Genomic DNA, 25,231 nt, shown 5'->3' with positions numbered 1-25,231 from the left:
GATGCCCGGCGCCGAGGATCAGCGATACATGGCCCTGGCCCTTGCCATGGGGCGCCGGGGCCTCGGCCAGCAGCAACCCTATAGCTGGCCGTCGGTGGGCTGCGTTCTGGTCCGGGACGGCAGGGTTGTCGCGCGCGGCACGACGGAAGCGGCGACCCGACGCCATGCCGAACGTGTCGCGCTCGACCGCGCCGGCGCGGCGGCGCGAGGGGCCACGGCCTATGTCACGCTGGAGCCTTGCGCCCATCACGGCAACACGCCGCCCTGCGCCGACGCGCTGATCGCGGCAGGTGTGGCGCGCGTCGTGATCGCGTTGTCCGATCCGAACGAGACGGCGGCCGGCGGCGCCGCGCGTCTGCGCGCAGCGGGCATTGAGGTCGTCACCGGCGTCCGCGAGGCCGAGGCGCGGCGTGATCATGCGGGCTTTCTCAGCGTTCAGGCAACGGGCCGGCCCTTCGTGACGCTCAAGCTGGCGACGACGCTGGACGGGCGGATCGCGACGGCCTCGGGCGAGAGCCGCTGGATCACCGGGCCGCACGCGCGCCATCTGGTGCACGCGATGCGCGCGCGCCACGACGCGGTGATGATCGGCGGCGGCACGGCGCGCGCCGATGATCCGATGCTGACGATCCGGGGATTGGGCGTCGCACGGCAACCGGTGCGCATCGTCGTCTCGCGCTGGCTGGACCTGCCGATCGGGGGAAAGCTTGCGCAATCGGCGACCGAGGTTCCGCTCTGGATCGTGCATGACGCCGCGGCACGGCCCGATCAGACCGCTCCGTTCGAGGCCTTGGGCGCGCGGTGCCTGCCCTGCGCGGTCGCGGGCGCGCAGATATCCATTCCCGAGGCGCTGACGGCCCTTGGGACGGCCGGTCTGACCCGTGTCTTCTGCGAGGGCGGCGGGGCGCTCGCGGCCTCTTTGCTGGCCAGCGGCTGCGTTGACGAACTGGTGACCTTTCACGCAGGCCTCGTGATCGGGGCGGAAGGCACGCCTGCCGTCTCGGTCATGGGGCTGGAACGTCTGGCGGATGCCGAGCGGTTCCAACTGGCCGAGACGCGGTGCGTCGGGGGCGACACCCTGTCGGTCTGGCGGCGCACGGGCTGACCCCGGGCGCGGGCCAAATTTCGCGAAATTTGGCGGAGGGGGCTGCCGCCCCCGGCCCTGATGGGCCATCCCGCGTCACGCGATTCAGCGCCAGAGGTGGGCGTAGCTGGCGAAGGCGCCCTGCAACTTGGCCAACGCCCGGTTGGCGCGGCCCGGTTTCGGGATCGTGCCAGAGGCCAGCCTGTCGACCGCGATCTCGACGGGGCAGGGCCGCCCGGTCAGCGGATCATGATATCGCGGGTAGGCGATGAGCGTGGCATGAACCAGCGCCTCGAGCGAGGGTCGGGCCACGCGGCGCGGGATCGGCATGGCGCGATCGTCTGTCAGGCCCCAGCCGGCATAGAAGGGCTGGCCCAGACAGGTGACGCGCCGCCCGCGCAGGAGCGCCTCGAACCCCAGCGCCGAGGTCATCGTCCAGACCTCGTCGACGGCCCCGAGGGCCGCGGCGGGATCGGTCCGGTCGAGGATCACGTCAGCGATCCGGTCGGCATCGGGCACCGCGCCCTGTCGCAGGCCCGCCTCCACATCGGGATGGGGTTTGTAGAGCAGGATCGCCGCCGGGTTGGCCGCCCGTGCGGCCTCCAGCAGGGCGCGGTTCGTCCGGACCTCCAAGGCGCCGAGTCGGATCGAGGCATCGTCTTCAACCTGTCCGGGAACGAGAATGCGGCGACCCGTCGGCAGGTCCTCGGGCAGGGCGCTGCCGGGCAGATTGTACTTGCTCAGGCCGAGGCGGAGAATACGGGCGATCAGCGCGCGGGCGCGATCGATCTCGGCGGGGCGCAGCCGATCGGACCGGTTGATCAGCCATTCGAGGCGGCTTTCGCGCGACGGGTCATAATAGATCCCGAGATCGTCGAGAACGAGGCTGAGCGGCGGGATCAGATCGGCGCCAAGCCCGCGCGAGCGCAGGAACCCGTCCTCGACCTTCAGCGCCCCGGCGGCATCGAGCGCCTCGGTGGTCTTGCCGGCCCAGACCATGAGCCGGCGGTCCTCGCGTGTTGCGAGTTCGATCGCGGGGGAACCGTCGGCGAAGCGCATCTTGCGGTGCTGTCCGAAGACCCGGCTCAGCGGCGCGCGTTTCCAAAGACGCATGCCCGCACCGACCCAGCCCGCGTGATCGTCGCGCCAGGCGCGGGTTTCGGCCTCCAGCGTGGCAAGCGCGTCTTCGAAGCTGCAAAGCCGGTCGCGGTAGGGATCGTACCACGTCGGGTAAAGGATCATCGCGGCGGCGAACAGCTGCGCGCGGGTCAGCCGCCTTTGCCGCCGGTCAAGCGGTGTGCGGTCGTCGGTCAGCCCCCAGCCCATGTAGAAGGGCTGGCCCAGAACCACGGGCTTGTGGCCCGCAAGGATCGCCTCGAAGCCCAGCTGCGACGACACGGTATAGACCGCGATCGCGCCCTCCAGCAGAACCCAGGGCGACACCGCATCGGTGAGCAGTTCCATCCCGTCGGACAGGTCGTCCTGGCCGAGATAGCCCGGCCTGTGGCCGAGGCGGGTTTCGGGGTGGGATTTGACCAGTATCCGCGCGCCGGGATGCGCCTCGCGGGCCAGGAACAACATCTCGAGGAAGGTGTTGCGGTCGGCCCGGCTGGCCTTGACGCTCGCGTCGCCCCTGGTCTGGTCGATCACGAGGACAAATCCCGGGTCGGGGGCGGGCAGGGCGGGATCGAAGCCGGTGTATTTCGACAGATGGCCCGCGCGAAGCCGTTCGATGCCCTCGCGTGCCCGATCCAGAAGCGCGGTGTCATCCAGAGGGGCGTTGGCCAGCAGGTCCTCGAGGTCGGAGACCGTCGCCGGGTCGAAATGCACGCCGGAGCGGTCGAGGTGCAGGCCGAGAGGCGGTTCGCCGTTCCGGCCGGGCAGGACGGACCGCAGGAACGCATCCTCGACCCGCAGGATCGCGGCCTCGGTCCGGGCCGCGACGGCCTCGCCTCTGGGGGAGGTCGGGCTTTGCCCCCAGATGCCGATCAGGTCGTCCGGGCCGGGCTTGCCCAGCCGGATGTCATAGCCCGAAAGCTCGAGAATGCGGCGCACCCGTTTCTGCGTCAGAAACCCGCCGTTATAGACATAAAGCCGCCGCGGGGTTTCCTCCGCGGCGGCCTTGGGGCCGGTATCGGCCAAGGCTCAGAAGCTCTGCGCGACCGAGTTGGCCGATTCGATCGAGGCCAGCGTCCCGGTCAGTGCGGAGATGATCCTGTCGAACTGCACGAAGGGCGCCTCGGTCACATAGACCGTGTCACCATCGCGGATCGCGAAGTCGCGCGCATAGAACATGCCGTTCGGCACCGTCAGGTCGAGCACGTAGATCATCCGCTGGGTGCCCACGAGGTCCTGACCGACAAGCTGTTCGGCGATCGGCTCGGGCTCGTTGCGCAGGATGAAGACACCGGTGGGGTCGGCCACGGCCGAGGCCAGACCGCCCACCTGAGCAATGGCCTCGATCGCCGAGATCGACTGACTGCGGAATTCCACCTGCGCCTGTGTGCCGGTGGCGCCAAGCGCGGTGAAGGTGCGGGTGTCTTCTTCCACGATGATCTCGTCGCCCGATCTGAGCGCGATGTCGTGGGCGGGGTGATCATAGAGATCCTCGAGCCAGACCGTGCCCTTGTGATTTCCGCGCACGACAGTGACCTGCGCGATCTCGGGTTCGATGGCGACCCCGCCGGCCCGGGCCAGCATGGCGGCCAGCGTCCGGGTCGGGCGTTCGATCGGATAGACACCCTGCGCACCCACGCCGCCCAGAACCGTCACGGTCGAGCCGTCACCGGCCAGCCTGCGGACCTGGACCTGCGGATCGGGGGTCTGTTCTTCGAGTTTCTCGGTAATGATCCGGCGGACGGTTTCGGGCGAATTGCCGGCCGCGCGGATGCGCCCCGCGTAGGGCACGAAGATGTAGCCGGCACCATCGACCTGCACTTCCTCGAGAACCGTCGCGTTCTGCCCCACCGGGACCAGAAGACCGTCATCGACATTTTCCCAGATCGTGAGGCCCAGCACGTCGCCGGGGGCGATCGTGTCGGATCCCACGACACCGGCATTCTGGAAGCCTTCCGCAAACCCGAGCGCGGGCGTCACGCCTGCGATCAGATTGACCCGGTCATCGACCACAAGAACGAAAGCGTCCCCCTGTTCCAGAACGGAACCGGAGAAGATCTCGTTCTTGTTGGGGCCGGGTCTCGGAACCGCACACGATCCGACAATTGCCATCGCCGCAACGGCAACCACGCCGCGGGAAAAGCGCGTTTTCATGATACTCACTGCTCGGTCTCCTCGACCTTGTTCTTTGTCTGCCTCGACTTTTTTGTCAGGTTACTGGACTCCGCGGCGTTTCGCCACTCTCGCGCCATCGGCCGAAAGTGAGCCGAGCAAGGTGTTGCGCCCATGCCGCGATCAAGACGTGCTGCGAAACAAAGCCCCTAGGTCTGGTAGTGCGGAGCGCGCGGCGCACAAGGATTTTGCCCTGTCCGGACAGGGCATTCGTGCAGGGTCAGGGGGTGGAATGTCGGTAACTGCGGCCCCCCGGTGCGCAGGCTTCTCAGGGTGTCCAGAGTGCCGTGCCGGGATGAAATTGAGACCAGGCGAACCAGAACGCCTCGTGGCTGCCAAGGTCTTCTCCGTCGATGCCGACGGCGCGAATGCCGCCTGCGTCGAGTTCCAGGCGGATGTTTTCAAAGCGGATCTCGGCCCCATCGCGAAGCGCCAGCAAAGACGCTGCCCGCGGGAAGGCGACCGGCGTGCCCGAGGCGGTGATCACGCCGATCACATCCTCCTGAACCGGCAGGCGCGGATCGACATCGCCCACGGGGAAGATCGGCCCGAACGCATCGCGGCCGTTGCGGAAATCGAAGTTGCGTCCCAGCGCCAGCCGTTCTTCCAAGACGGTCGTATGCGGATACTCGGCCTTCCATGTCCCCCAGTCGGTCGTGATGACGGTGGCCTTTTCCAGTTGAAGGCCGATCTCGCCCAAAGGTCCGGTGACCGCCTGCCCGAGGAACGTATCGAAGACGGAATAGGTGGTGATGTCGTACATCACCTTGTTCGATCTCGACAAAAGCCCGCTGGTGCGCAGGACGGGTCGCGCCACTCCGGGCGGCAGGGCGTCGGTGAAATAGGCCTGCGCCGCGCCGCAAAGCGTGCAATAGGGGATGCCCAGATCACGCCCGCCCAGCGTGTCATTGACCATCTCGCGGACTTCCATGATCTGGCGGGGATAGGCGCGGGCCTCGCCGTTGATCTCGATCCCGAAGACGATGGCGTCGTCATCCAGCCAGGTGGCCTCCTCGGCGGAGGTGGCGGGCGGGTTGTCGGCGGCGGGGATGCAGTTGCAGGATAGGTCCGTCTGGTCGAAAGGCCGGTCATCGATCAGCACCCCACCCCATGACACCAGCCGCCAGTCGATATCCCCCTCGACGAACAGGCGGTCCCAGCCGGGGACGAAATGGGTAAAGATCGCGCGCTTGGTATCAAGATACCTGGGGTAGGCGGGGATGTCCCATGCGATCATGTGATTGGTGAGCCGGCCCCAGCGGTCGGGGCCGCGAAACTCGAGCTCCAGAAGCGCCTCTGCGGCATCTCCCAGCGCCTGATCGAATTCCTGCCGCCAAGTGAACCGCATCATGTCGGTGATCGGCCAGACCAGCCGGGGATCACCCGATTGCGCGATCCGCTCGAGCGCGGCCACCTGTGGCGGGCCCCAGAGCGAAAACTCAAGGCTGTCGACGAACACGACGCGCAGCGCGTCTTCAAGCTCTGTCGAAATCGGCCCCTCGGGCACGTCGGGCGGCTGGCCGAAGGCTTCGATGACGTAATCGGGCAACGGCTCCTGCGCGGCAAGATCGCCCGACCGCAGGATCGACAGGGCGGCAATCACCGCGATCAGGATTGGACGACAGAGACTGGACATGGCGGTTCCCGATACGGATGCGTGACGGACGCCGCAAGCTTCGGGGCAAAGCGCGCCTCTCGCCAATCACGTTTGCATAAGTGTTCGTGAACGCCCGCGCGCGCTACTGAACGATCCTGAGCGGCTGGCGCGGCGCGGCTTTGCCGGAGCGGAGCGCGTCATAGGGATCATCCTCGTCGAGCATCATGTCGACGACCTGCCGCATCAACTGACGGCGGCCCTGGCTGGAATAGAACCCGCCGGGGATCTGGCTCGTTTCCAGAAGATAGCGCCGATAGTCGCGATAGGCGCGGCTGTCGGGGCGCAGCGGCTGGGAGAAGAATTCGGCAAGCGGCTGCGTCGCCACGAATTCCGGCTTGGCATAGACCGCGCGCCCGAACACCTTGAGTGGGATGCCGCGCCACAGGACCTGCTGGGCGGCGGTCGAATTCACCGTGACGGCCGTGCGCGCATGATCGAGAAGGCGGGCGAGCTTGCCGCCGCGGACATAATGCAGCCGGCCTTCGATCCCGTGCTTGCGGGCAAGGCCTTTCAGGATGCGGCGCACCGGCGACCGGCCGTTTTCCAGTGGATGCGCCTTCAGCACGAGGTGATGGTGACGCGGGGCGCCTGCGGCGAACCCCTCGATCACGACCTCGAGGAATTCTTCCATCCGGGCAAAGGGCGAGTGCGTCTGAAAGCTTGAATCATGTTCCAGCTGCAGCAGGACCAGATGATAGGGAAAACCGCCATACTTGATCCGCGCGGTGGCGATCATCCGTCCCAGCGCCGTGAACGGCATCAGAAGGAGCCTGCGGGTATAGAGCATCGTTTCGGTCGAGACGGGCAGATCGCGATGGGGCCGGAAGTTGCGGTATTCGCCGTTCCGGAACATCACGAACCAATGATACAGCGCGCCATAGAAGACATGGCTTTTCATGTCGCCCCAGCGCGCGGGCGGTTCGGGCACGTCGAGATCCGACATCTCGAGCGCAGTCTTCATCTCCGGAACGGTCATCTCCATCAGCCGGGAATTCCCGTTCGAGCCGCCTCGCTCGTAGGTCACCCAATAGGGGCGCATATAGCCCTCTTCGAAGACATGGATCGTCAGGCCCGCCGCCCGGGCCGCCTCGATCGCCTGCGCATGGATGGGACGGGTGTCGCCGTAGAGAACAAGATCGGTAATCCCGTGTTCGTCGATCAGCGTCCGGATCGTGTGGGGCCAGTCCTCGGGCGTGCCGCGATAGGAGATATAGCCCGGTGCCCCGAACCAGAACGCGCGATCGCCGGCATTGAACCCCACGCGCCAGACCTCGGCCCCCGCCTTGCGCATCATCTTGGCAAGCTGATGGAAGAAAGGCCCGTGCGGACCCTGCAGGAACAGGAACTGACGGTCTTTGGGGTCGGTCACGATACGCGCCATTTAAACAGGAACACCTTTCCACCGGATACACTATCGATGCGGCATCAATATGGCGGAGGGGGAAACAGAGACAAGCCACCTTGCCGCCCCGAGCCTCCAAAGCTAGGTCTGGGGCGAAGGAGAGCGGCACATGTTCACGGGCATCATCACCGATATCGGCGAAATCCTCGAGGTCGAGCAGCAGGGCGACCTGCGCGCGCGGATTGGCACGTCTTACGACATCGGGGGGATCGACATCGGCGCCTCGATCGCCTGCGACGGCGTTTGCCTGACGGTGATCGCCACCGGCAGCAAGCCCCGGGGCTGGTTCGATGTGCAGATCTCGGCCGAAAGCGTCGGGCTGACGAATATCGGGCGCAACAACTGGGCGCCGGGCCGGCGGATCAACCTCGAGCGCGCGCTCAAGGTCGGGGATGAGCTGGGCGGGCACATCGTGTCGGGCCATGTCGATGGCGTCGCCGAGCTGACCGATCTTCGGGACGAAGGCGACAGCACGAGGATGACCTTCCGTGCGCCCGACGCGCTTGCAAAGTTCATCGCGCCCAAGGGCTCCGTGGCTCTGAACGGCACGTCGCTCACCGTCAACGAGGTCGAGGGCAGCACCTTCGGCGTGAACATCATCCCGCACACCAAGGCCGTCACCACATGGGGTGATGTCGCGGTGGGCGATCCGATCAACCTCGAGGTCGATACGATGGCGCGATACGTCGCGCGCCTTCGGGACTGGGGATGACCGGCCCGGACGCTCTGCCACGCTCGTTGCCCGCCAAGTCGATGCCGCCCCTTTGCAATTCCGCGCCGCTCGGCTATCTGCCGCGGGTGGAACCGAAGGGAACGATCTGATGGCTCAGAATTTCGAACAACCCGGCCCTGTCGAGCAGGACTGGTCCGACGCGATCTCGACCGTCGAGGAGATCATCGAGGATGCCCGCAATGGCCGCATGTTCGTTCTGGTCGACCACGAAGACCGCGAGAATGAGGGCGATCTCGTCATCCCGGCACAGATGGCCACGCCCGAGGCGATCAACTTCATGGCGACCCACGGGCGCGGCCTGATCTGCCTGTCGCTTCCGGGCGAAAGGATCGACGCGCTGGGCCTGCCGCTGATGTCGTCGCAGAATTCCTCGCGGCACGAGACCGCCTTCACCACCTCGATCGAGGCGCGCGAAGGCGTCTCGACGGGGATCTCGGCGCATGACCGGGCCCGGACCGTTGCGGTTGCGATCGACAACGCAAAGGGTGCGGCCGACATCGCGACGCCGGGCCATGTCTTTCCTCTGCGCGCCCGCGATGGCGGCGTGCTTGTCCGCGCGGGCCACACCGAGGCCGCCGTCGACATCGCCCGACTGGCCGGTCTGAACCCGTCGGGCGTGATCTGCGAGATCATGAAGGAAGACGGCTCCATGGCGCGGCTGCCTGATCTGGTGGCCTTCGCGCAGCTGCACGGGCTCAAGATCGGGACGATCAGCGACCTGATCGCCTATCGCCGCCGCCATGACAATCTGGTCAGGGTCCGCGAGGAATCGATGGTCACCTCCGAATTCGGCGGCGACTGGAAGATGCGGGTCTATACCGACGAGACACAGGGCGCGGAGCATATCGCGCTGATCAAGGGCGATCTGTCGGGGCCGGAGCCCGTTCTGATCCGGATGCACGCGCTCGACCCGCTGCTTGATGTCGTGGGCACCGGGCCGCGAGGGCGGCGCAACGAATTCGGGGACGCGATGGAGCTGATCGCCGCCGAAGGGCGTGGCGCGCTTGTTCTCTTGCGCGACCTGCACATGAAGCTCGACCCTTCCGAAGAAACGACCCCGCAGAAGCTGCGCCAATACGGGCTGGGCGCGCAGATCCTGTCGTCGCTGGGCCTGTCGCAGATCGTTCTTCTGACCAATTCGCCCATGCCCAAGGTCGTGGGGCTTGAGGCCTATGGCCTCGAAATCGTTGGAACACGCAAAATTTCGGAGATCGGGTAATGGCCGGAGCCTCGCATTACACACCGCCGCTGCCGGAGTTCGATGAACCGGTCAAGCTGCTGATCGTCGTGGCGCCCTATTACAAGGACATCGCCGACGATCTGATCGCAGGCGCCATTGCCGCCGCCGAAGAGGCGGGTGCCACCCATGATATCGTCGAAGTGCCCGGCGCGCTCGAGGTGCCGACGGCAATCGGCATCGCCGAACGGATGAGCAATTTCGACGGCTATGTCGCGCTGGGGTGCGTGATCCGGGGCGAGACGACGCATTATGACACGGTCTGCAACGATTCCAGCCGCGCGCTGCAGCTTCTGGGCCTTCAGGGCCTGTGCATCGGCAATGGCATCTTGACCGTCGAGAACCACGAACAGGCCGCCGTGCGCGCCGATCCCAAGGGCCAGAACAAGGGCGGCGGCGCGGCGCAGGCGGCATTGCATCTGATCGCCCTGTCGCGCAAATGGGGTCGCAAGGAAAAAGGCGTGGGATTCACCCGCGACATTCTGCTGGCGAAGGGCGGCGATACGGTATGACGCTTTCGGGCAATCAGAAGCGCAAGATGCGCTCCGCCGCGCGGTTCTATGCCGTGCAGGCGCTGTTCCAGATGGAAAGTTCGGGCCAGACGGTCGAACGCGTGATCCGGGAATTCGAGGATCATCGTTTCGGCGCGGTCTATGATGGCGACGAGATGGTCGAGGGTGATGTCGACCTGTTCCGCGAATTGATGGAAACTGCCGTCAACCACCAGGCCCGGATCGACCAGATGACGGATCGGGGGCTCGTGGCGAAATGGCCGATCGCCCGGATCGATCCGACCCTGCGGGCGCTGTTCCGTGCCGCGGGCGGTGAAATGATCGAGGGCGACACTCCGCCGCGTGTCGTGATCACCGAATTCGTGGATATTGCAAAGGCGTTCTTCCCCGAGGGGAAAGAGCCGAAATTCGTCAACGCCGTGCTTGATCACATGGCCCGCGAGGCGTGCCCCGAGGCGTTCTGATCTGGCAGATTCCGACAGCACGGCCATGTTTGCCCCGGAGCGGGCAAAGGAGGCAGCCATGCCGGCACTGATCAAGCTTTATATCCGGTCCTGTCTGACGGGCTTTGCGGTCGCGGCCATCTTCGTCGGGCTGCTTGTTTACTACGACATCGCGCGAATCGGATCGCTGGTCGCGAATTCCGACAAGGGACTGCTTGCCCTGCTTGTTCTGTGGGTTCTCAACGGGATCGTCTTCGCGGGTGTTCAGTTCGGCATCGCCATCATGGGAATGGCCGAAAAAGACGAGTGATCCGCCCCGTCAGGAGCGCGGAAAGTGGCGGGAACCACGGCATCCGTGGGCGATATATTCCCGAGGACCTGTGAGTACAGGTGGGCGCCAGGTAACCAGGCCAGGGCCAGGACAGAGCCAGCTCCCTCGGATTTGCTTAAGGCCACTGGAATTGCACGCACGTATCACGAGAAGCGCAGAAGCCCGCCGCTCTCAGACGTAGGGCCGGCATGCGGGTCGTGCAAGGGGAGAAACGGTTTGTCGCGCCTAGTCGGTACTGCCGGTATCAAGCAGCCAGCCGCCCGGCCCGACGATATCGGAGGGCAGCGAATACAAGAGCCGTTCGGCCACGCCGAAGACAATCAGACCCATGCCGACTTCAAAGAAGGTGACGTTGCTGGCAAGCTGGATAAGCGACGACATTGCGGTGCTCCTTACGGCACGAATTGCGTGGTGTGTCCGACACTGCCGCAAGGTCGTGTTCAGAATTTGTCGCGAATGTGATTTTCCATGATCGTCGGCGCGTCGGCGCCGCATTCTCGGCCGGAGTTGACGGATGTTCATGAATTGTTCATGCTCGTGACATGCCCGATACCATCCTTCCCCCGACGTTGCAGCCGGGCCAGATTCTGGCCCGCGGTGTCTGTCGCCATCTGCTGAGCCATGATTTCGTCACCGTCGAGGAACTCACGCCCACGCGCGGTCTGCGTGTCGATGTCATGGCGCTGGGGCCGAAGGACGAGATCTGGGTCGTCGAGTGCAAGTCCAGTCGCGCCGATTTCCAGTCCGACAGCAAGTGGCAGGGATACCTGGAATGGTGCGACCGGTTTTTCTGGGCGGTGGATGAAGATTTTCCAACCGATCTGCTGCCCGAAGAGACGGGCTTGCTGATCGCCGATGGCTATGATGCCGAAATCCTGAGAATGCCGCCCGAGACAAAGCTGCCGGCCGCGCGGCGCAAGGTCATGATCCGGAAATTCGCACGCCACGCCGCCTTGCGGTGGCACAGCGCGCGCGATCCGGGCGTCAGCCTTTCTTCTTGGTAGCGGCCCGTGCGGTCCGCGCCGCGGCGCGGATTTCCTCGGCGATCTCGTCCGCCTCGTCCGGCTCGAAATCCATCGGCAGTTCGACCCCGCCGCCTTCGACGAAAATGCGAACCATGCCAAGCTCTGTCGGGCCGATCTGAAGGTTCGCCTCGATGTCGCTTTCCGAATTGATGCCCATGCCGATCTCTCCAATATGCTGACCGCCGGGGGCGCCATCAGGCCGACCGGGGCAGAGCGCATCGCATAACGCAGGGCGGCACGACTTGGCAAGCGGGGCACGCCAAAGCCGTGCATGTCGCCCCTTTCGGGGGCTTGCATTCGAACGCGGTCGCGTTTAGTTCGGCGCCAGTGCCGCCTTAGCTCAGTTGGTTAGAGCGCTTGATTGTGGATCAAGAGGTCGCCCGTTCGAACCGGGCAGGCGGTACCACCGGACCCTTCCCCAGCATCGCCGTGCATCCCCGACTTGCGGGCGCGATCTCGTGGATCGCCATATCGGCCTTTCATCGCGGCCGTTGCGGTGGTTACATGACCATTGCCGTGGGAACGGCAGGTGTCGCCTCGCGCGACGTGCCAGATGAAGGTCAATTGACATGCATGGAAACCCCGGCCCGGATCACAGCATAGCCGGTGGCCCGCTCGGGCAGATCCGGAGCGGTTTGATCGTGTCCTGCCAGCCGGTCGTGGATGGCCCGCTGGACCGGCCAGATATCGTGGCGGCTCTGGCATTGGCCGCACTTGACGGCGGCGCCGCGGGCCTGCGGATCGAGGGGCTGGCGAACCTGCGCGCAGTACGGGCCGTGACCGAGGCCCCGATCATCGGACTGATCAAGCGCGACATGGAGGGCTATGCCCCGCGCATCACCCCCACGCTTGAAGATGTCGACGGGCTGATCGCCGAAGGGGCCGATATCGTGGCTGTCGACGCCACCGACCTGACCCGGCCCGTGCCTGTGGCCGATCTGATCGCCGCGATCCTCTCGGCGGGCCGGATCGCCATGGCCGATTGCGCAACGCTGGAGGATGCGGTCGCGGCCCGCGATGCGGGCGCGCAGGTCACCGGCAGCACCATGTCAGGATATACCGGAGGACCGATCCCCGATGCCCCCGATCTCGATCTCGTGCGCGGCATGGCCGGCCTTGGCGGGTTCGTCATCGCGGAGGGGCGCTATCACAGGCCCGAACAGGCGGCGGACGCCTTGCGGGCCGGCGCGGATGCGGTCGTCGTCGGTTCGGCTATCACCCGGCCCGAACATGTGACCGGCTGGTTCGCCGGGGCGATGCGCAAGGCCCGGGGCTGATGCCTGTCCTCGCCATTGATCTGGGCGGGACAAAGACGCTTGCCGCCCTCGTGGACGGGGCCGATATCGTCGCGCGGCGCGAGGTTGCCACGGATCGGAACACCGGTCCTGCGGCATGGGTCGCGGGCATGGCCAATCTGGCGCATGACTGGCGCAGGCGGCATGACGGGATCGGCCTCACGGTGACGGGGCTGGTCGCCCAGGGGCTGTGGCGGCCTCTCAATTCCGAGACGCTGCCCTTGCCGGTGGAGGGGTTTCCCCTTGCCCGCGAGGCCGAGGCCGCCCTTGGCGGGCCGGCGGTCATCCGCAATGACGCGCAGGCCGCGGCTTGGGGGGAATATCTTCACGGTGCGGGGCAGGGGCGCGATATGGTCTTTCTGACCGTCTCGACCGGGATCGGAGCGGGCATTGTCCTGAACGGCCAGCTGGTCGAGGGGCGGTTCGGGCTCGCGGGCCATGCGGGACAGATGATCGCCCTGCCCGACGGGGACGATGCCCCGTTCGAAGACATGGCTTCGGGCCGCTGGATCGCCCGGAAGGCCGATCGCTCCGATGCGCGCGCCGTCTTTGCCGGGGCTGATGATCCGGCTTGTGCCGAGGCGATCGAGACGTCGGCTCAGCGCGTTGCGCGGCTGTGCCGGAACCTGCAATTCCTTCTTGCGCCCGAAGTCATCGTGATCGGCGGCGGGATCGGGCTGGCGCCCGGATACCTGTCGCGGCTGCGCGCGATCCTCGCACCGCTTGATCCGATCCGGCGCCCGGTGATCGAACCCGCGGCACTTGGTGGCGATGCCGGGGTCATCGGGATCGCGGCGCTTGCCGCCGCGCAGGCGCGGGCGGAGCATTGACCAAAGATCATGTTGGCATGATAATGTAATAAGTTGCGACGGGTTGTGACCTGACCGACCCGCATTCAATCGGGAGCTGACATGACGTCGACTGTCTTGATGGCGGGCCTGTTCCACGAAACCCATACCTTTCTAGCGCAAACAACGACGCTTGCGGATTTCCGGGCGGGTGTCTTTGCCGAAGGGGCCGAGATGTTGGCGCAGGCCCGCGGCAACGGCTCTCCGATGGATGGGGCGCTCGAGGTGGCCGATGATCGGGGCTGGCAGGTCGTGCCTTCGGTCCAGATGTCGGCCATGCCGGGCGGCATGGTGACGGCCGAGGCGGTCGACCGGTTCGAGGCGCGGTTCCTTGCCGATCTCGAGGCCAATCTGGGGCAGCTCGATGCCATTTTTCTGATCCTGCACGGGGCCATGGTCAGCGAGGGCTGCGACGATGTCGAAGGCCATCTGCTGGAGCGGATCGCCCGGACGCTGCGCGCCGCCGGGCGAGAGATACCGGTCGTGGGGGTTCTCGATCTGCATGCCAATGTCTCGCAGGCGATGATCGACAATTCCACGCTGCTCGTCGCCTATCGCGAGAACCCGCACAGCGACGCGCGCGAGACAGCGGTCCGCGCGGCGCGGCTGTTGGATGATCTTCTGGTGACACCACGCGCGGTGCATCAGCTGCATTTGCCGACACCTTACGTTCTGCCACCGACCGGCGTCGGGTCGGCGGCAAACCCGATGCGGGCGGTTCTTGACCGGGCCCGCGCGATCGAGGCCGAGGATCCTGACGTCATCGGCATCAACGTCATGGCGGGCTATTCCTATGCCGATATCCCCGATTGCGGGTTCAGCCTGAACGCCGCGACCACGGGCGATCCGTCGCGCGCGCGCGCCTATCTCGAGGAACTCGCGACTCTGCTTGAAGCGCATCTGGCCGATGGCTATCCGTCGGAAGCAAGGCTCGACGATGTTCTGGCCCGGATCGACGCGCTCCCGCCCGGGAAGGGGCCGGTCCTGCTGGTCGAGGCCGCAGACAATATCGGGGGTGGCTCGCCCGGCGACGCGACCGATATCCTCGGGCCCCTGCTGCAGACCGGCAGAACCGGGATCGTCGCCGCGATCAACGACCCCGAGGCGGTGAACGCCTGCAAGGATGCGGGCCTCGGTGCCGAAGTGACGCTGAGCATCGGCGGCAAGACCGATAATCATCACGGAGCGCCGGTTCAGGTCACGGGCCGCGTGCGGCACCTGTCCGACGGTGTCTTCGATCTTGAGAACCCGAAATCCCACCTTGCCTCCATGCGCGGCACCCGGATCGACATGGGGCCCTCGGCGGTGATCGTCACGCAGCAGGCCGAGATCCTGCTGACCACCCACAAGACCGCGCCGATGGACCTTGGTCACCTGCATTCGCAGGGCATCCGGCCAGAAGAGGCCGATCTGGTGATCGTCAAGGCGGCGGTGTCGCACAAGGCGGCCTATGATCCCATCGCGCGCGCCTCGTTCAACGTCGACAGTGCGGGCCTGTGCACCAGCAACCTGACCCGGCTGCCTTACAGGAAACTGCGCGGCAAACAGATCGCGCTTGATGGAACACGGGCGGAACAGGCAGATGCGCATCATTCCTGACGGCGAGGTCACGATCTATGCCAATCCGGCGCCCCTGCTTCTGAGCCGGCAGGCGGTGTTCCCGGGCGTGGTGCAATTGCCCGGGGGCGAGTTGCTGGCGATGTTCTCCATCGGGCAGGCCTTCGATGCCGCCGATATGCGGGCCGTTGTCTCGCGCAGCACTGACGGCGGACAGACATGGTCGCCGCCACAGGCGCTGCACGAGGGCACCGAACTTGCCTCCGAAAGCTTCAAGCCGGTGGTGCTGCCCGACGGTCGGGTGCTTGCCACGGGCTATGTCTTCCTCAGGCCCGACATGGAGACCCCCATCGTCGATGGCGGAACCATGGAAACGCTTCCCCTGCGCAACAGGCTGTCGGTTTCGGCGGATCGGGGGCAAAGCTGGTCGATGCCGGCCGATTTCTCGGTCGAAGGCGCGCCGCTGGAGTTGTCGGGCCCCGCGATCGTCCTGCCATCGGGGCGCATTCTGGCAGCCGCGGCCCCGTTTCACCTGCGGCCCTCGGGGCATGAGGGCTGGATCATCGCCAGCGATGATAACGGCGGGTCATGGCGCAAGCTGTCGGTCTTCTACCGTTCCGACGGCGGGCAGATCGCGCCGTGGGAATGCCGCCTGTGCCATAGGGGCGATGGCCGCGTCGCAGTGATCTTCTGGGCCTATGATCTGGCCGGGCAGGTCAATCTCGACAATCATATCGCGATCTCGAACGATGGCGGCGAGAGCTTTGATCAGGTTCTGCCGACCGGGATCATGGGGCAGGCCTCCAACATCATGGCGCTGGATCATGACCGGCTGCTGAGCATCCATTGCCACCGCGACGCGCCCGTCAGCCTGACCGTGCGGGTGTTGCGCCTGACCGGCGACGGGATCGCCGTCGAGGCGGAAGCCGCGATCTTCGGCGCGCAGGATCAGGGCAGTGCGACTGACGGCATCGTCAATCAATTCGCCAGCCTGCGGTTCGGGCAACCCGCGCTCTTGCGGCTCGACGCCGATCGGGTGCTTGCCACCTGCTGGAAGGTCGAAGACTGCCAGCATGTGATCAAGGGCTACCATCTGCGGATCGGGCCAGAGGGGTGACAGGGCAGGCGGCATCCCGGGGGCAGAGCGATTACGACAAGCTGCGCCGGTTGCCATGGCTCTATGGCTCCACGGTGATGACGGCGATGGCCGTCCTGTGCACCGTCACCGCGCCGCTGACCCTTTTCGCCGCCGAACTGGGGCTGGGGGAGGACCGCATCGGCCTTCTGTCCGGGATCATGCCGTTCTTTCAGGCGCTTGGTGTTCTGGCTCTGCCGCTGATCCTGAAATTCGGAAGCCGCCGGGTCGCCGCGACGGCCCTGTCGATGCGGTATCTGTTCCTGATCCTGTTTCTCGTGGCGCCGGCCTATGCCGCCAGTCCCGACGCCGTCTTTGCGATCCTGCTTGCCGCGATGCTGGGCTTTGCGATCTGCCGCAGCCTTGCCGAGGCGGCCCTTGTCCCCTGGAGCCAGGAATTCATGCCCCGGTTCGTCCGGGGTCGGATCACGGGCCGCATGGCGCTGATCTATGTGCCGGTGGCGCTGGGCGTGTCGTGGGCGATCCAGTCGTGGCTGGATGCGCAGACCGGGCTCGATCGGTTCATGCCGGTCTTCGTGGTGGGCATCGTCGTGGGGCTTGTGGGGGCGCTGATGCTCCTTGGTCTGCGCGGCGGCCATCCGGGCGAGGCAGGCCAAGCGCCGCGCGGCCGCCTGACAGAGCCGCTGCGGGACCGGAACTTCGCCCTATTCCTGTTCGCCTCGGCCTTGCAGGCGCTGGTGGCAACCGCCATCGGGCTGTTCCTGATCCTGTTCTTTCGCGAACGGCTGGGGCTGAGTTCGGGCGCGCTTGTCCTTCAGGTCGCGCTGATCCCGGTGGGCTCGGCTGCCGGCAACGTGGCGGCCGGCTGGTTCGTCGATCGCTATGGCACCCGCGCGATCCGGACGGCGCTGCAGGTGGGGCAGATCCTTCTGCTGCTGGCGCTGCCGTTTCTGGGACTGCAGGTCTCGGGACTGGCGTGGCTGGTGCCGGCGGCCTTCTTCTTTTTCGGGTTCCTGTTTCAGGCGGGGATCGCGGTTGCGCATGTCTATATGCTCAACGTCATCCCGCCCGCCTCGAAAGAGGCCTATACCGCGCTTCACTACAGCATCGACGGGATGACAGCGGGGCTTGCTACGGTTGCGGCGGGGTATCTTCTGGTCTGGCTCGGCCCTGGCGAGACGGTTCTCTTCGGGCTGGGCCTCGGCAATTTCGAGGTCTTGTTCGTGCTGGCCGCCTGCGTGACCGCGATCTCCATCCTCGCCTTCAGCAGGCTGCAGGAAGAGGGCGCCCTGTCGGTGCGCGAATTCGTGGGCCACTTCACCACCGGCAATCCGATGAAGGCGCTGTGGGGGATCAACCGCTATGCCAGCCGCACCTCCGAAGACAGGCGGCGCGATCTGGCGTTCCGGTTCTCCGGCCTCGGAAGCCCGCTGGCCAAGGAAGAGCTGATCGCGGCGCTGCGCGATCCCAGTTTCGATGTCCGGCAGGAGGCGATCAGCGCGCTTGGCCATATCGGGCGGCATCCGGCGGTCGTGCGCGCGCTGGAAGAGGTGCTGGAGTATCAGGGCCTGGTCGAGCTGCGCTACGAGGCGCTTCGGTCGCTGGGCCGTCTGAGGGCAATCGGCAGCGCGCCGCGCGTGGCCGCCCTGCTGGACGACGCACACCCCATGCTTCGCGCCAGCGCGGCACGGGCGCTGGGTGAAATGGGCCACGCGCAAAGCCTGCCCCGCATCCGCGAGATGCTGGCCGGTGACGACGAACTGGATTGCAGGCTTGCCGCCGCCTCGGCGCTGGGCAAGCTGAAGGATCGCGAAAGCCTGACGGGTCTGGTCGCGCTCTACCTGTCGCAGGCCGCCGACATCGAGACCCCGGTGGCCGAGCCGCGCGGCAAGGTGGTCCTGCTGGCGATCACCAAGATCCTGCGCTGTGAAGAGGACTTCGCCCATCAATGGCGGCGCGAAGAGGCGCAGCCGGGGCTTGCGGTGCCGGGGCTCCTGCTTCAGCTGGGCCGCCTGCCCACTAGCGCATCGCGGGAGTTGCGCGCGCTGGCCGCCGAATATGATCCTGATAAGACGGGCGCCGCGCTCAGGGTCCTGACCCGGCTTGCCCCCGATCTCGATGCCTTGGCGCGGCCGGATGCGCAGGCTGCGGCCCGGGTCCTGCGGCAGGTCGGTGATCTTCGCGATCCGCATCCCGCCCTTGTCGTGGCGCTTGGCGTTATCGCTCTGAGGGTTCTGGGTCGCTGAGCCGGGCCCAGTGAATGTCCATCCGCTCGGGCGTGCCGGCATACCACAGGATCAGCACCGCGCCGCCCGGCAGGACCTCGGCCCAAGGCAGGCCATAGCTCCATTGCGACATCTGGCTCAGGGTTTCCTCCCCGGCGGACGCGGCATCCGTTTGGGCCTTCTGCCGGTGCAGAACGATGGGGGCGCCGAAGTCCCCGTCCGGCCGATGGGCGACGCGCGCACAGATTTGCCCCGCGCCGAACCGGTCGACGTAAGGCAGCACCAGCCGGCCATCGGGCAGGATCGCCGGTCTCCCCGGCTGATCCGCGAAGCCAAGCGGGACGGGTTCCGTGACATCGCTTGCGTCCGCGGTCGTGGTTCTGCGGTGTATATCCAGATAGGCCCCCGCACTCGTGTCATAGGTCCAGGCAAAGGTCTCGATCCGGCCATCAGGCCGCACGGCACAACGCATATCCCAGTTGAACAGCCGCCCCGAGGGATCACGCGCCACCGTTCGTGGCTCCGACCATGTGGCCCCGCCATCGCCGGAACGCAGGAACACGGCCCGCTGGTCCCATGGTCCGGCATTGGCATAGGTCTTGTTCGTCTCGATGCTCATGACAAGGCCGCCATCGGGCAGCACAAGGATCGGGGCGGTCAGGCTTGGCGGGCCAAGCCGGGCGGGCAGGGGCACTCTTTGCCACGGGCCCCAGCTCTGGCCATCATCATCGCTGCGGGCCAGCAGGATCGCCATGGGCAGGCAGCCATCCGTCTCGGCATTGAACAGGGGCGCGTCGGGATGGCTTTGGCGGTCGACCCACATCGCCGCGGCCAGAAGCGATCCGGGCGTCGTTTCGGTCAGGTAGCAAAGCTTGAGGCTGCCGGCCTTGCCGTCGATCTGAGGTGCGGGCAGGACGGCCACCGGGCCTGACCATGCGTCCCCTCGGGACGCCGCGCGATGGATCTCGATCCGTTCGCCGGCATCGTCCTTGGACGCGCCCGCGCGCAGCGTGGCGATCAGACTGCCGGAGGCCAGCGCGGTCACGGATGGGAAGGTCAGCATCGCGCGGTCGGTCCCCGCCTCGGCGTGGGACAGGACGCCGCGCGCGGCGATGATCACGCGGGGCCTGCGCGGAACCGCTCGACCCCGCCGATATAGGTGGCGCGCACCGCGTGGGTGATCGGATCGAGAACCACGAAATCGGCGAGCTTGCCGGGCGCGATGCTGCCCATATCCGCCTCGCGCCCGATGACGCGGGCGGGGACAAGGCTGGTGGCATGGCTGGTGCGGACCAGATCGGCCCCGCCAAGGGTCATGAAATTCCCCATCGCCTCGTCGGGTGTCAGCGACGATCCGCACAGGCCGCCGTTCTCGTCATGGACGGCATTTCCCTTGACGCTGCGGACGCGGTAGCCGGGATAGAATTCGAACTCCATATCCTCGGCGCCCGCATATTTCATCGCGTCGGTTTCGAGGAAGACACGGGTGTCGGGCAATTGCGCCAAAAGCCGGATGAAGCCCGGATCGGTGTGAATGCCATCACAAATAAGCCCTACCGCGACATCGCGCTCTGCCAGCAGCGCATCGGGCAGGGAATAGGGATGGATGCCCATCCCGCCATAGGGTTTCGGCGGCATGGCGTTGAAGATATGCGTCGCCGCGTCGATCCCCCATGACACATAGCGCGGCACGTCATGAGGCTCGGCGAAGGAATGGCCCAGATGGATCGAGACGCCATGCGCCTTGAGCCTTCGGATGAAATCCTCGGCGCCCGGGCGTTCGGGGGCAAGCGTCACGCCCAGAAGCATACCGTCCGCCGCCTCGAGCATTGCCTCGGCCAGCGGGATCGACGGGTCCACGATATTCTCGGGGTTGTGTGCGCCGGGATCGGCGAAGCAGGGCCCCTCGCTGTGAACACCCAGAGCGCGCGCGCCGGTCGCGCCCTGGCACTGGGCCGCCAGTTCGGCCAGAACCTCCATCATGCGCGGCGATTTGGTGCAGCCGAAGGAAGGCAGAAAGGCCGTGGCCCCGCACGACAGCAGGAATTGCGAGGCCTCGTCGACCGCGCCGGGTTCGGCATCGCCGTAAAGGTGGCGGAACATCCCGTGCTGAAGCAGGTCGATGATCCCGGGATAAAGGACCGCGCCGTCCCCGTCGATCATCCGCCAGTCCGCGCTGCCGGGCTCGCCCCGATCGGCAAAGCCCGCGAAGCGGTCGCCTTCGATCATGACGTCTTTGGACAGGATGCCGCCCGGCGTTACGACCGAGACATTCGACCAGCGTTGATTGACACTCATCGCAAAATCCATATTACCATGTTATTATATTAACAGGTTAATCTGATGGAACAAGACTTCTCTCTTCGCGTCCCGAGGCGTGTTTGCGTGACGGGCGCGACGCAGGGCATCGGGCTTGCCATCGCCCGGGCCTTTGCTGCGGATGGGGCGCGTGTTGCGCTCAACAGCCACGAGCCGCAGGACGGCGGGGCTTTGGCCCGGATGCCTGAGGGGGCAGAATGCCATTATGTGCAGGCCGATCTGTCGACGTTGGACGGGCCGGCGGCGCTCGTGGCGGGAGCCATGGATGCGCTGGGCGGGATCGATACGCTGATCTGCAACGCAGGCAGTTTCTATGACACCGCCTTTGCCGATCTGACCGCCGACCGGATCGACCGGACCTATAACCTCAATGTCCGGGGCGCGATGCTTACCGCACAGGCCTTTGCCGCGCAGGTGACGGAGGCGCATGACAACCCGTCGATCGTCTGCACCGGTTCGACGAATTCCCGCGCAGCCGAAAAGGACAGTGTCGCCTATGACACCTCGAAAGGGGCGGTTCTGATGATGATCCGCTCGCTGGCGGTCACGCTGGCCGGGCGCGGCATCCGGGTCAACGGGATCGGCCCCGGCCTTGTCGACACGCCGCTGACGGCCGGGGGGCTGGCCGTTCCCGGCGTCCGCGAAAAGGTCATCACGCAAATCCCGCTGGGCCGGATCGGGCGGCCCGAGGATATCGCGGGTGCCGCGGTTTTCCTTGCCTCGCCGCAGGCCGCTTACATTACCGGCCAGATGCTTTATGTGGACGGCGGAATTCTGGCCCAGCAGATGTCATGGGATCCCGCGACGTGAAGACCGAACTCGTTCCACGCCACCTGCAACTCAGGGAGATGCTGTTTCACCGCTGGAAGGCCAATGGTCTACGCACCGGTGATCGCATCGAATCCCAGAACGAGATTTCGCGCTTCTGCGACTTTTCCCTGATCACCGTGATCAAGACGCTCAAGGACCTCGAGGCCGAGGGTATCATCCGCCGGCAAGTCGGCCGGGGGTCGTTTCTGGAACGCACGCCCTGGGCCGAGGCGCATCACAGGGTCGGGTTCTTCTATAACCGCGACGTGGTGGGCGGCGGCATCTTCGACAACGATTTCTACACCCGCCTTGTGGTCGGGCTGGAACGGTCGGTGGTGTCGGACGGTCACGAGTTCATCCTGGGCAGTTTCACGAACACGAAGATGCCGATGGCCGTCTGGGACGCGCTCGACGTGATCGTGCTGACCTCGATCACCGGGGATACGCAGCTGGATTTCCTCGATCAGACGGCCAGCCAGATCAGCGTGATCGACCAGACGCTGATCCATCCCAAGGTGCACAGCTACCGGCTCGATTTCACGCGGGCCTTTCAGGACATGTTCAAGAGCCTGAACGGCGCGCCGCTGCGGGTCCTGTATCTCGACAGCGCGATTTCCTCGAACGAACAGAGGCTCAGGCGTGATGCCTTTACTCAGGCGGCGGCCGAATTCGGGCCCGACTGCGTGCCCAGCTTTGCCAAGGTGAACCAGGAAGACGTGGAGGGCGGCCTTGCGCCCGTGCTTGATGCGATGCGCGCGCATGATCCGGACCTTGTCGTGGGCTATGCCAATTCCGGCTGGCTGGCCGCGATCCGGACTGCCGTGCGCCCCGAGACGCAGGTCTATCCCTATGGCCTCGATGCGACGGGGCCGGGCTTCGTCGTCAGTTCGACGGAATGGATGCAATCCGTTCTGCCCATCATCTACAGCAACCTCGCGGACCGGAAGGCCCGGGGTGCCATTCACGATTTCAAGGTACGGTTCGTGCCGGCCGGAACATGATCAGGAAAGGGTCCATCACATGCTGAAGATCGTCGACAAGGGGGCACGCTCCAATCTGCCGTTCAGCCCGGCCATCGTGGCGGGCGACCTCGTCTTTGTCTCGGGTCAGGCGTCGGTCGATCGCGAGGACGGCCACATCATCAACGGCACCTTCGAAGAAGAGATGCGCCGCTCGATCGAGAACATGGAAGTTATCCTTCAGGCCGAAGGGCTGAGCCTCGACCACGTGATCAACGTGCGGTGCTATCTTGGCAGCCCCGATGACGTGGCCGAACACAACCGCATCTATGCCGAGTATTTCTCCGAACCGCGCCCCACCCGCACGACCATCACCGGCGTGCTGGGCACCATGCTGAAATACGAGCTGGATTGCGTGGCCTATGCCCCGACCCGCAGGCAGGACGCGGCCCGCAGCTAGAATTCGGTCAGCACGCCGCCCGTCACGTCGTAGTCGTCGCTTACCACCGGCAGGAACCGCCATTTGTCAAAGGCGGTGCAGGGATGCGAGATGCCCGACCCGATCATGTCGCCTACCGCCCAGTCGCTGCCCTCGGGCAGCCTGACGAATGCGTGCTGGTCGTTCATGGCAAAGATCTCGGCCTCTCCGACAGGGGCCGGGCCGGTGCCGGGGACATGGCGCGCAAAGGGGACGGGCAGGCCCGCATCATAGGGGGCGTCGCGCTTGCCCATCGTCAGAAGGGCAAGGCCCGGTTCGGGGCGCGACTGCACATAGGCCCAGATTTCCAGCGCGGGTTTCAGCTGTGATTTCCAGCCTCGGGCGGGGTCTTTCCGCGCGGCCTCCTGCGCGGTGAAATAGGCGCCGGAATCGTTGGTGACATAGCATCCGCTTCGCAGGACGATCCGGACCGGGATCGGAAGTTTCAGGGTGGCGAAAGTGTCTGCCATGATGTCGAAATGGCCCGATCCGCCGCCCGTCAGGACGAATTCCTCCAGCCCTTCGAGCAATGAGCCGGGCAGGGCCTGCGCGATATCGGTGACCATCTGCGCATAGTCCCGGACCGGCGCGTCACTGTCGGCGATACCGGGCACGACGCCTTCGAAGGCGGCGACACCGCCAAAGCGGATGTGGCGCATGTCGGCGGCGGCGATCGCATGGGCCAGCGCCTGCGCTTCGGCCCGTGTGCGAACACCCGTCCGGCCACCCGCGACGCCCACCTCCAGCAGGACGCGGATCGGCCGGGGGGGCGGGTCGGCGGCAAGGTGCCGGGCCACGATGTCCAGCTGTGCGATCGAATCGACAAAGCAATAGAAGTCGAGCGCCGGTGCATCGCGCAGCATCGCCACGACGCCCGCCACGGCCGCGCGTCCGATCAGCTGGTTGGCCATGATGATGCGGTCCACGCCGTGATGCTGCATGACGCGCGCCTGCTGCACCGTGGCCGCCGTGATCCCCCATGCGCCGGACTTGAGCTGTTCGTCGAAGATCTGCGGTGACATCGTCGTCTTGCCATGCGGCGCAAGCGACAGGTCGTTGGCCGCAAGATACTCTGCGAAGACGCGGGCATTGTGATCGAGGTTCGACCGGCGGAGCAGCATCAGAGGCAGGGGCATGTCCTCGGCCATGACATTCCAGCCCTGCGCCGCGATATCGCCAAGCCGGAACGGCGCTGCATTGGCCGGAATGCCCTTGGTCCGTCCGTCAAGGATCGTGTCTGACAGCGCTGCGATATCCACTAGAGATCCCCGAAAGCGGCCATTGCGGCGTCGGCGTAATTGACCAGCGCGATCACGTCGGCACCCACGTTGAGGAAGTTGTAGCCCATATCCGCATAGCTCTGGATATTGGCCTGCGAACAGACTGTGGCCGCGATCTTGCCGTTCTTGCGCGCGATGGTGGCGACCCGTTCGCGAACGGCCTGCACGTCGGGATGGTCGATCTGCCCCGGAATGCCCAGTGCGACCGAGTAATCCCCCGGCCCGAAGAACAGGCAATCGACGCCGTCGATCTCGGCGATGGCTTCGAGGTCATCCAGCGCCTCCGGGTCCTCGATCTGGTGGCAGACGAAACGCTCGGCATTGGCCTGCGCCATGTAGTCCAGCAGGCCCACCCGGGTGAAGCCAGCATCGGCGTTGCCGCCATCCACCGCGCGACGGCCGAGCGGCGCGAATTTCGTGTAATCGCGCACCGTCATGGCGTCGGCCACACTCATCACATGGGGCACGATCAGCCCCGTCGCATCGAGTTCCAACCCGCGGATATAATCGCTGTAGCTGCCGCGCGCGACGCGCAGGACAGTGTCCACGTCGTGGATGCGGGCCGCGCGGATCTGATGTTCGATATCCGACCAGCTGGCGCCCACATGCTCCATGCAGAGCCAAATCGCGTCGGGCTGGGCACTGGCAAAGA

At 65.9% G+C, this 25,231-nt stretch carries 25 protein-coding genes and 1 tRNA gene; 16 read left to right on the top strand and 10 right to left on the bottom strand.

The features are described from left to right. Position 1 precedes the first annotated feature (1 nt). Positions 2–1,105, top strand: coding sequence for a bifunctional diaminohydroxyphosphoribosylaminopyrimidine deaminase/5-amino-6-(5-phosphoribosylamino)uracil reductase RibD (gene ribD, locus EP376_RS17775; RefSeq protein ID WP_127656975.1), 1,104 nt, complete (start codon positions 2–4; stop codon positions 1,103–1,105). Between the two features lie 84 nt (positions 1,106–1,189). On the opposite strand, the gene EP376_RS17770 is transcribed toward ribD, so the two are convergent. The 4 genes from EP376_RS17770 to EP376_RS17755 form a co-directional block, all read right to left on the bottom strand. Continuing rightward, positions 1,190–3,226: a capsular polysaccharide biosynthesis protein gene (locus EP376_RS17770; protein ID WP_127656974.1), complete on the bottom strand. Its 2,037-nt coding sequence runs from the start codon at positions 3,224–3,226 to the stop codon at positions 1,190–1,192. 3 nt (positions 3,227–3,229) lie between these two features. Then, positions 3,230–4,354, bottom strand: a complete 1,125-nt coding sequence (locus EP376_RS17765; protein ID WP_238928822.1) for a polysaccharide biosynthesis/export family protein — start codon at positions 4,352–4,354, stop codon at positions 3,230–3,232. 286 nt (positions 4,355–4,640) lie between these two features. Beyond that, positions 4,641–6,008: a DUF3179 domain-containing (seleno)protein gene (locus tag EP376_RS17760; protein ID WP_127656973.1), complete on the bottom strand. Its 1,368-nt coding sequence runs from the start codon at positions 6,006–6,008 to the stop codon at positions 4,641–4,643. 103 nt (positions 6,009–6,111) lie between these two features. Continuing rightward, a complete protein-coding gene (locus EP376_RS17755; protein WP_127656972.1) occupies positions 6,112–7,410 on the bottom strand; it encodes a capsule biosynthesis protein in 1,299 nt (432 codons plus the stop codon). 130 nt (positions 7,411–7,540) lie between these two features. Between EP376_RS17755 and EP376_RS17750 the strand changes: the two genes are divergently transcribed. The 5 genes from EP376_RS17750 (at position 7,541) to EP376_RS17730 (ending at position 10,666) form a co-directional block, all read left to right on the top strand. Beyond that, on the top strand, positions 7,541–8,143 hold the full coding sequence (locus EP376_RS17750; protein ID WP_127656971.1) for a riboflavin synthase: 603 nt from the start codon (positions 7,541–7,543) through the stop codon (positions 8,141–8,143). Positions 8,144–8,252: 109 nt separating this feature from the next. Then, positions 8,253–9,383, top strand: coding sequence for a 3,4-dihydroxy-2-butanone-4-phosphate synthase (ribB, locus tag EP376_RS17745; protein WP_127656970.1), 1,131 nt, complete (start codon positions 8,253–8,255; stop codon positions 9,381–9,383). Then, positions 9,383–9,913, top strand: coding sequence for a 6,7-dimethyl-8-ribityllumazine synthase (locus tag EP376_RS17740; protein WP_127656969.1), 531 nt, complete (start codon positions 9,383–9,385; stop codon positions 9,911–9,913). Before ribB ends, EP376_RS17740 begins: the two co-directional genes overlap by 1 nt. After that, the gene (nusB, locus tag EP376_RS17735; protein WP_127656968.1) at positions 9,910–10,377 is read left to right on the top strand and encodes a transcription antitermination factor NusB; all 468 of its coding nucleotides are present in this window, start codon (positions 9,910–9,912) and stop codon (positions 10,375–10,377) included. The genes EP376_RS17740 and nusB overlap by 4 nt, the downstream gene beginning before the upstream one ends. Positions 10,378–10,435: 58 nt before the next feature. Continuing rightward, the gene (locus EP376_RS17730) at positions 10,436–10,666 is read left to right on the top strand and encodes a hypothetical protein (RefSeq protein ID WP_127656967.1); all 231 of its coding nucleotides are present in this window, start codon (positions 10,436–10,438) and stop codon (positions 10,664–10,666) included. A gap of 246 nt (positions 10,667–10,912) precedes the next feature. On the opposite strand, the gene EP376_RS23045 is transcribed toward EP376_RS17730, so the two are convergent. Beyond that, positions 10,913–11,068, bottom strand: coding sequence for a hypothetical protein (locus tag EP376_RS23045; protein ID WP_164744975.1), 156 nt, complete (start codon positions 11,066–11,068; stop codon positions 10,913–10,915). A gap of 161 nt (positions 11,069–11,229) precedes the next feature. On the opposite strand from EP376_RS23045, the gene EP376_RS17725 reads away from it, so the two are divergent. Next, complete coding sequence (locus tag EP376_RS17725) at positions 11,230–11,691, top strand: MmcB family DNA repair protein (protein WP_127656966.1); 462 nt, start codon at positions 11,230–11,232, stop codon at positions 11,689–11,691. Here the strand turns inward: EP376_RS17725 and EP376_RS17720 are convergent. After that, the gene (locus tag EP376_RS17720; protein WP_127656965.1) at positions 11,672–11,869 is read right to left on the bottom strand and encodes a DUF6324 family protein; all 198 of its coding nucleotides are present in this window, start codon (positions 11,867–11,869) and stop codon (positions 11,672–11,674) included. The genes EP376_RS17725 and EP376_RS17720 overlap by 20 nt on opposite strands. A gap of 172 nt (positions 11,870–12,041) precedes the next feature. Between EP376_RS17720 and EP376_RS17715 the strand changes: the two genes are divergently transcribed. From EP376_RS17715 to EP376_RS17690, 6 genes are all read left to right on the top strand, one after another. Beyond that, positions 12,042–12,118: transfer RNA gene (locus EP376_RS17715), tRNA-His, on the top strand. A 163-nt stretch (positions 12,119–12,281) separates the two neighbouring features. After that, complete coding sequence (locus tag EP376_RS17710; protein WP_127656964.1) at positions 12,282–12,989, top strand: N-acetylmannosamine-6-phosphate 2-epimerase; 708 nt, start codon at positions 12,282–12,284, stop codon at positions 12,987–12,989. Then, positions 12,989–13,837, top strand: a complete 849-nt coding sequence (locus EP376_RS17705; protein ID WP_127656963.1) for an ROK family protein — start codon at positions 12,989–12,991, stop codon at positions 13,835–13,837. Before EP376_RS17710 ends, EP376_RS17705 begins: the two co-directional genes overlap by 1 nt. A gap of 81 nt (positions 13,838–13,918) precedes the next feature. Next, entirely contained in the window at positions 13,919–15,454 is a 1,536-nt protein-coding gene (locus tag EP376_RS17700) for a M81 family metallopeptidase (protein WP_127656962.1), read from the top strand. Beyond that, complete coding sequence (locus tag EP376_RS17695; RefSeq protein WP_164744976.1) at positions 15,438–16,529, top strand: sialidase family protein; 1,092 nt, start codon at positions 15,438–15,440, stop codon at positions 16,527–16,529. Before EP376_RS17700 ends, EP376_RS17695 begins: the two co-directional genes overlap by 17 nt. After that, positions 16,526–18,754, top strand: a complete 2,229-nt coding sequence (locus EP376_RS17690; RefSeq protein ID WP_127656960.1) for an MFS transporter — start codon at positions 16,526–16,528, stop codon at positions 18,752–18,754. The genes EP376_RS17695 and EP376_RS17690 overlap by 4 nt, the downstream gene beginning before the upstream one ends. Here EP376_RS17690 and EP376_RS17685 read toward each other — a convergent pair. Then, positions 18,726–19,853 (bottom strand): glycoside hydrolase, encoded by a 1,128-nt coding sequence (locus EP376_RS17685; protein ID WP_127656959.1) that lies wholly within the window; start codon positions 19,851–19,853, stop codon positions 18,726–18,728. The two genes, EP376_RS17690 and EP376_RS17685, sit on opposite strands and share 29 nt — an antisense overlap. Continuing rightward, entirely contained in the window at positions 19,850–21,031 is a 1,182-nt protein-coding gene (locus tag EP376_RS17680; protein ID WP_127656958.1) for an N-acetylglucosamine-6-phosphate deacetylase, read from the bottom strand. Before EP376_RS17680 ends, EP376_RS17685 begins: the two co-directional genes overlap by 4 nt. Positions 21,032–21,076: 45 nt before the next feature. Between EP376_RS17680 and EP376_RS17675 the strand changes: the two genes are divergently transcribed. The 3 genes from EP376_RS17675 to EP376_RS17665 are packed head-to-tail and all read left to right on the top strand — an operon-like array spanning position 21,077 to position 23,281. Then, on the top strand, positions 21,077–21,862 hold the full coding sequence (locus tag EP376_RS17675) for an SDR family NAD(P)-dependent oxidoreductase (protein WP_127656957.1): 786 nt from the start codon (positions 21,077–21,079) through the stop codon (positions 21,860–21,862). After that, on the top strand, positions 21,859–22,863 hold the full coding sequence (locus tag EP376_RS17670; protein WP_240652477.1) for a GntR family transcriptional regulator: 1,005 nt from the start codon (positions 21,859–21,861) through the stop codon (positions 22,861–22,863). Before EP376_RS17675 ends, EP376_RS17670 begins: the two co-directional genes overlap by 4 nt. Before the next feature lie 19 nt (positions 22,864–22,882). Further along, on the top strand, positions 22,883–23,281 hold the full coding sequence (locus EP376_RS17665; RefSeq protein ID WP_127656955.1) for a RidA family protein: 399 nt from the start codon (positions 22,883–22,885) through the stop codon (positions 23,279–23,281). On the opposite strand, the gene EP376_RS17660 is transcribed toward EP376_RS17665, so the two are convergent. Further along, entirely contained in the window at positions 23,278–24,558 is a 1,281-nt protein-coding gene (locus tag EP376_RS17660) for an amino acid deaminase (RefSeq protein ID WP_127656954.1), read from the bottom strand. The genes EP376_RS17665 and EP376_RS17660 overlap by 4 nt on opposite strands. Then, a partial coding sequence (locus EP376_RS17655) for an HpcH/HpaI aldolase family protein (RefSeq protein ID WP_127656953.1) occupies positions 24,558–25,231 on the bottom strand: 674 nt, incomplete at its 5' end. The genes EP376_RS17655 and EP376_RS17660, both read right to left, overlap by 1 nt.

This window comes from Alexandriicola marinus, from assembly GCF_004000435.1.
GTDB lineage: Bacteria > Pseudomonadota > Alphaproteobacteria > Rhodobacterales > Rhodobacteraceae > Alexandriicola > Alexandriicola marinus.
This window is presented reverse-complemented; position numbering and strand designations above follow the sequence as displayed.

Coding starts and splice junctions, on each gene's coding strand:
- ribD (WP_127656975.1), top strand. CDS start 2: ATGCCCGGCGCCGAGGATCAGCGATACATGGCCCTGGCCCTTGCCATG.
- EP376_RS17765 (WP_238928822.1), bottom strand. CDS start 4,354: ATGAAAACGCGCTTTTCCCGCGGCGTGGTTGCCGTTGCGGCGATGGCA.
- EP376_RS17760 (WP_127656973.1), bottom strand. CDS start 6,008: ATGTCCAGTCTCTGTCGTCCAATCCTGATCGCGGTGATTGCCGCCCTG.
- EP376_RS17755 (WP_127656972.1), bottom strand. CDS start 7,410: ATGGCGCGTATCGTGACCGACCCCAAAGACCGTCAGTTCCTGTTCCTG.
- EP376_RS17750 (WP_127656971.1), top strand. CDS start 7,541: ATGTTCACGGGCATCATCACCGATATCGGCGAAATCCTCGAGGTCGAG.
- ribB (WP_127656970.1), top strand. CDS start 8,253: ATGGCTCAGAATTTCGAACAACCCGGCCCTGTCGAGCAGGACTGGTCC.
- EP376_RS17740 (WP_127656969.1), top strand. CDS start 9,383: ATGGCCGGAGCCTCGCATTACACACCGCCGCTGCCGGAGTTCGATGAA.
- nusB (WP_127656968.1), top strand. CDS start 9,910: ATGACGCTTTCGGGCAATCAGAAGCGCAAGATGCGCTCCGCCGCGCGG.
- EP376_RS17730 (WP_127656967.1), top strand. CDS start 10,436: ATGCCGGCACTGATCAAGCTTTATATCCGGTCCTGTCTGACGGGCTTT.
- EP376_RS23045 (WP_164744975.1), bottom strand. CDS start 11,068: ATGTCGTCGCTTATCCAGCTTGCCAGCAACGTCACCTTCTTTGAAGTC.
- EP376_RS17725 (WP_127656966.1), top strand. CDS start 11,230: ATGCCCGATACCATCCTTCCCCCGACGTTGCAGCCGGGCCAGATTCTG.
- EP376_RS17720 (WP_127656965.1), bottom strand. CDS start 11,869: ATGGGCATCAATTCGGAAAGCGACATCGAGGCGAACCTTCAGATCGGC.
- EP376_RS17710 (WP_127656964.1), top strand. CDS start 12,282: ATGCATGGAAACCCCGGCCCGGATCACAGCATAGCCGGTGGCCCGCTC.
- EP376_RS17705 (WP_127656963.1), top strand. CDS start 12,989: ATGCCTGTCCTCGCCATTGATCTGGGCGGGACAAAGACGCTTGCCGCC.
- EP376_RS17700 (WP_127656962.1), top strand. CDS start 13,919: ATGACGTCGACTGTCTTGATGGCGGGCCTGTTCCACGAAACCCATACC.
- EP376_RS17695 (WP_164744976.1), top strand. CDS start 15,438: ATGCGCATCATTCCTGACGGCGAGGTCACGATCTATGCCAATCCGGCG.
- EP376_RS17680 (WP_127656958.1), bottom strand. CDS start 21,031: ATGAGTGTCAATCAACGCTGGTCGAATGTCTCGGTCGTAACGCCGGGC.
- EP376_RS17675 (WP_127656957.1), top strand. CDS start 21,077: ATGGAACAAGACTTCTCTCTTCGCGTCCCGAGGCGTGTTTGCGTGACG.
- EP376_RS17665 (WP_127656955.1), top strand. CDS start 22,883: ATGCTGAAGATCGTCGACAAGGGGGCACGCTCCAATCTGCCGTTCAGC.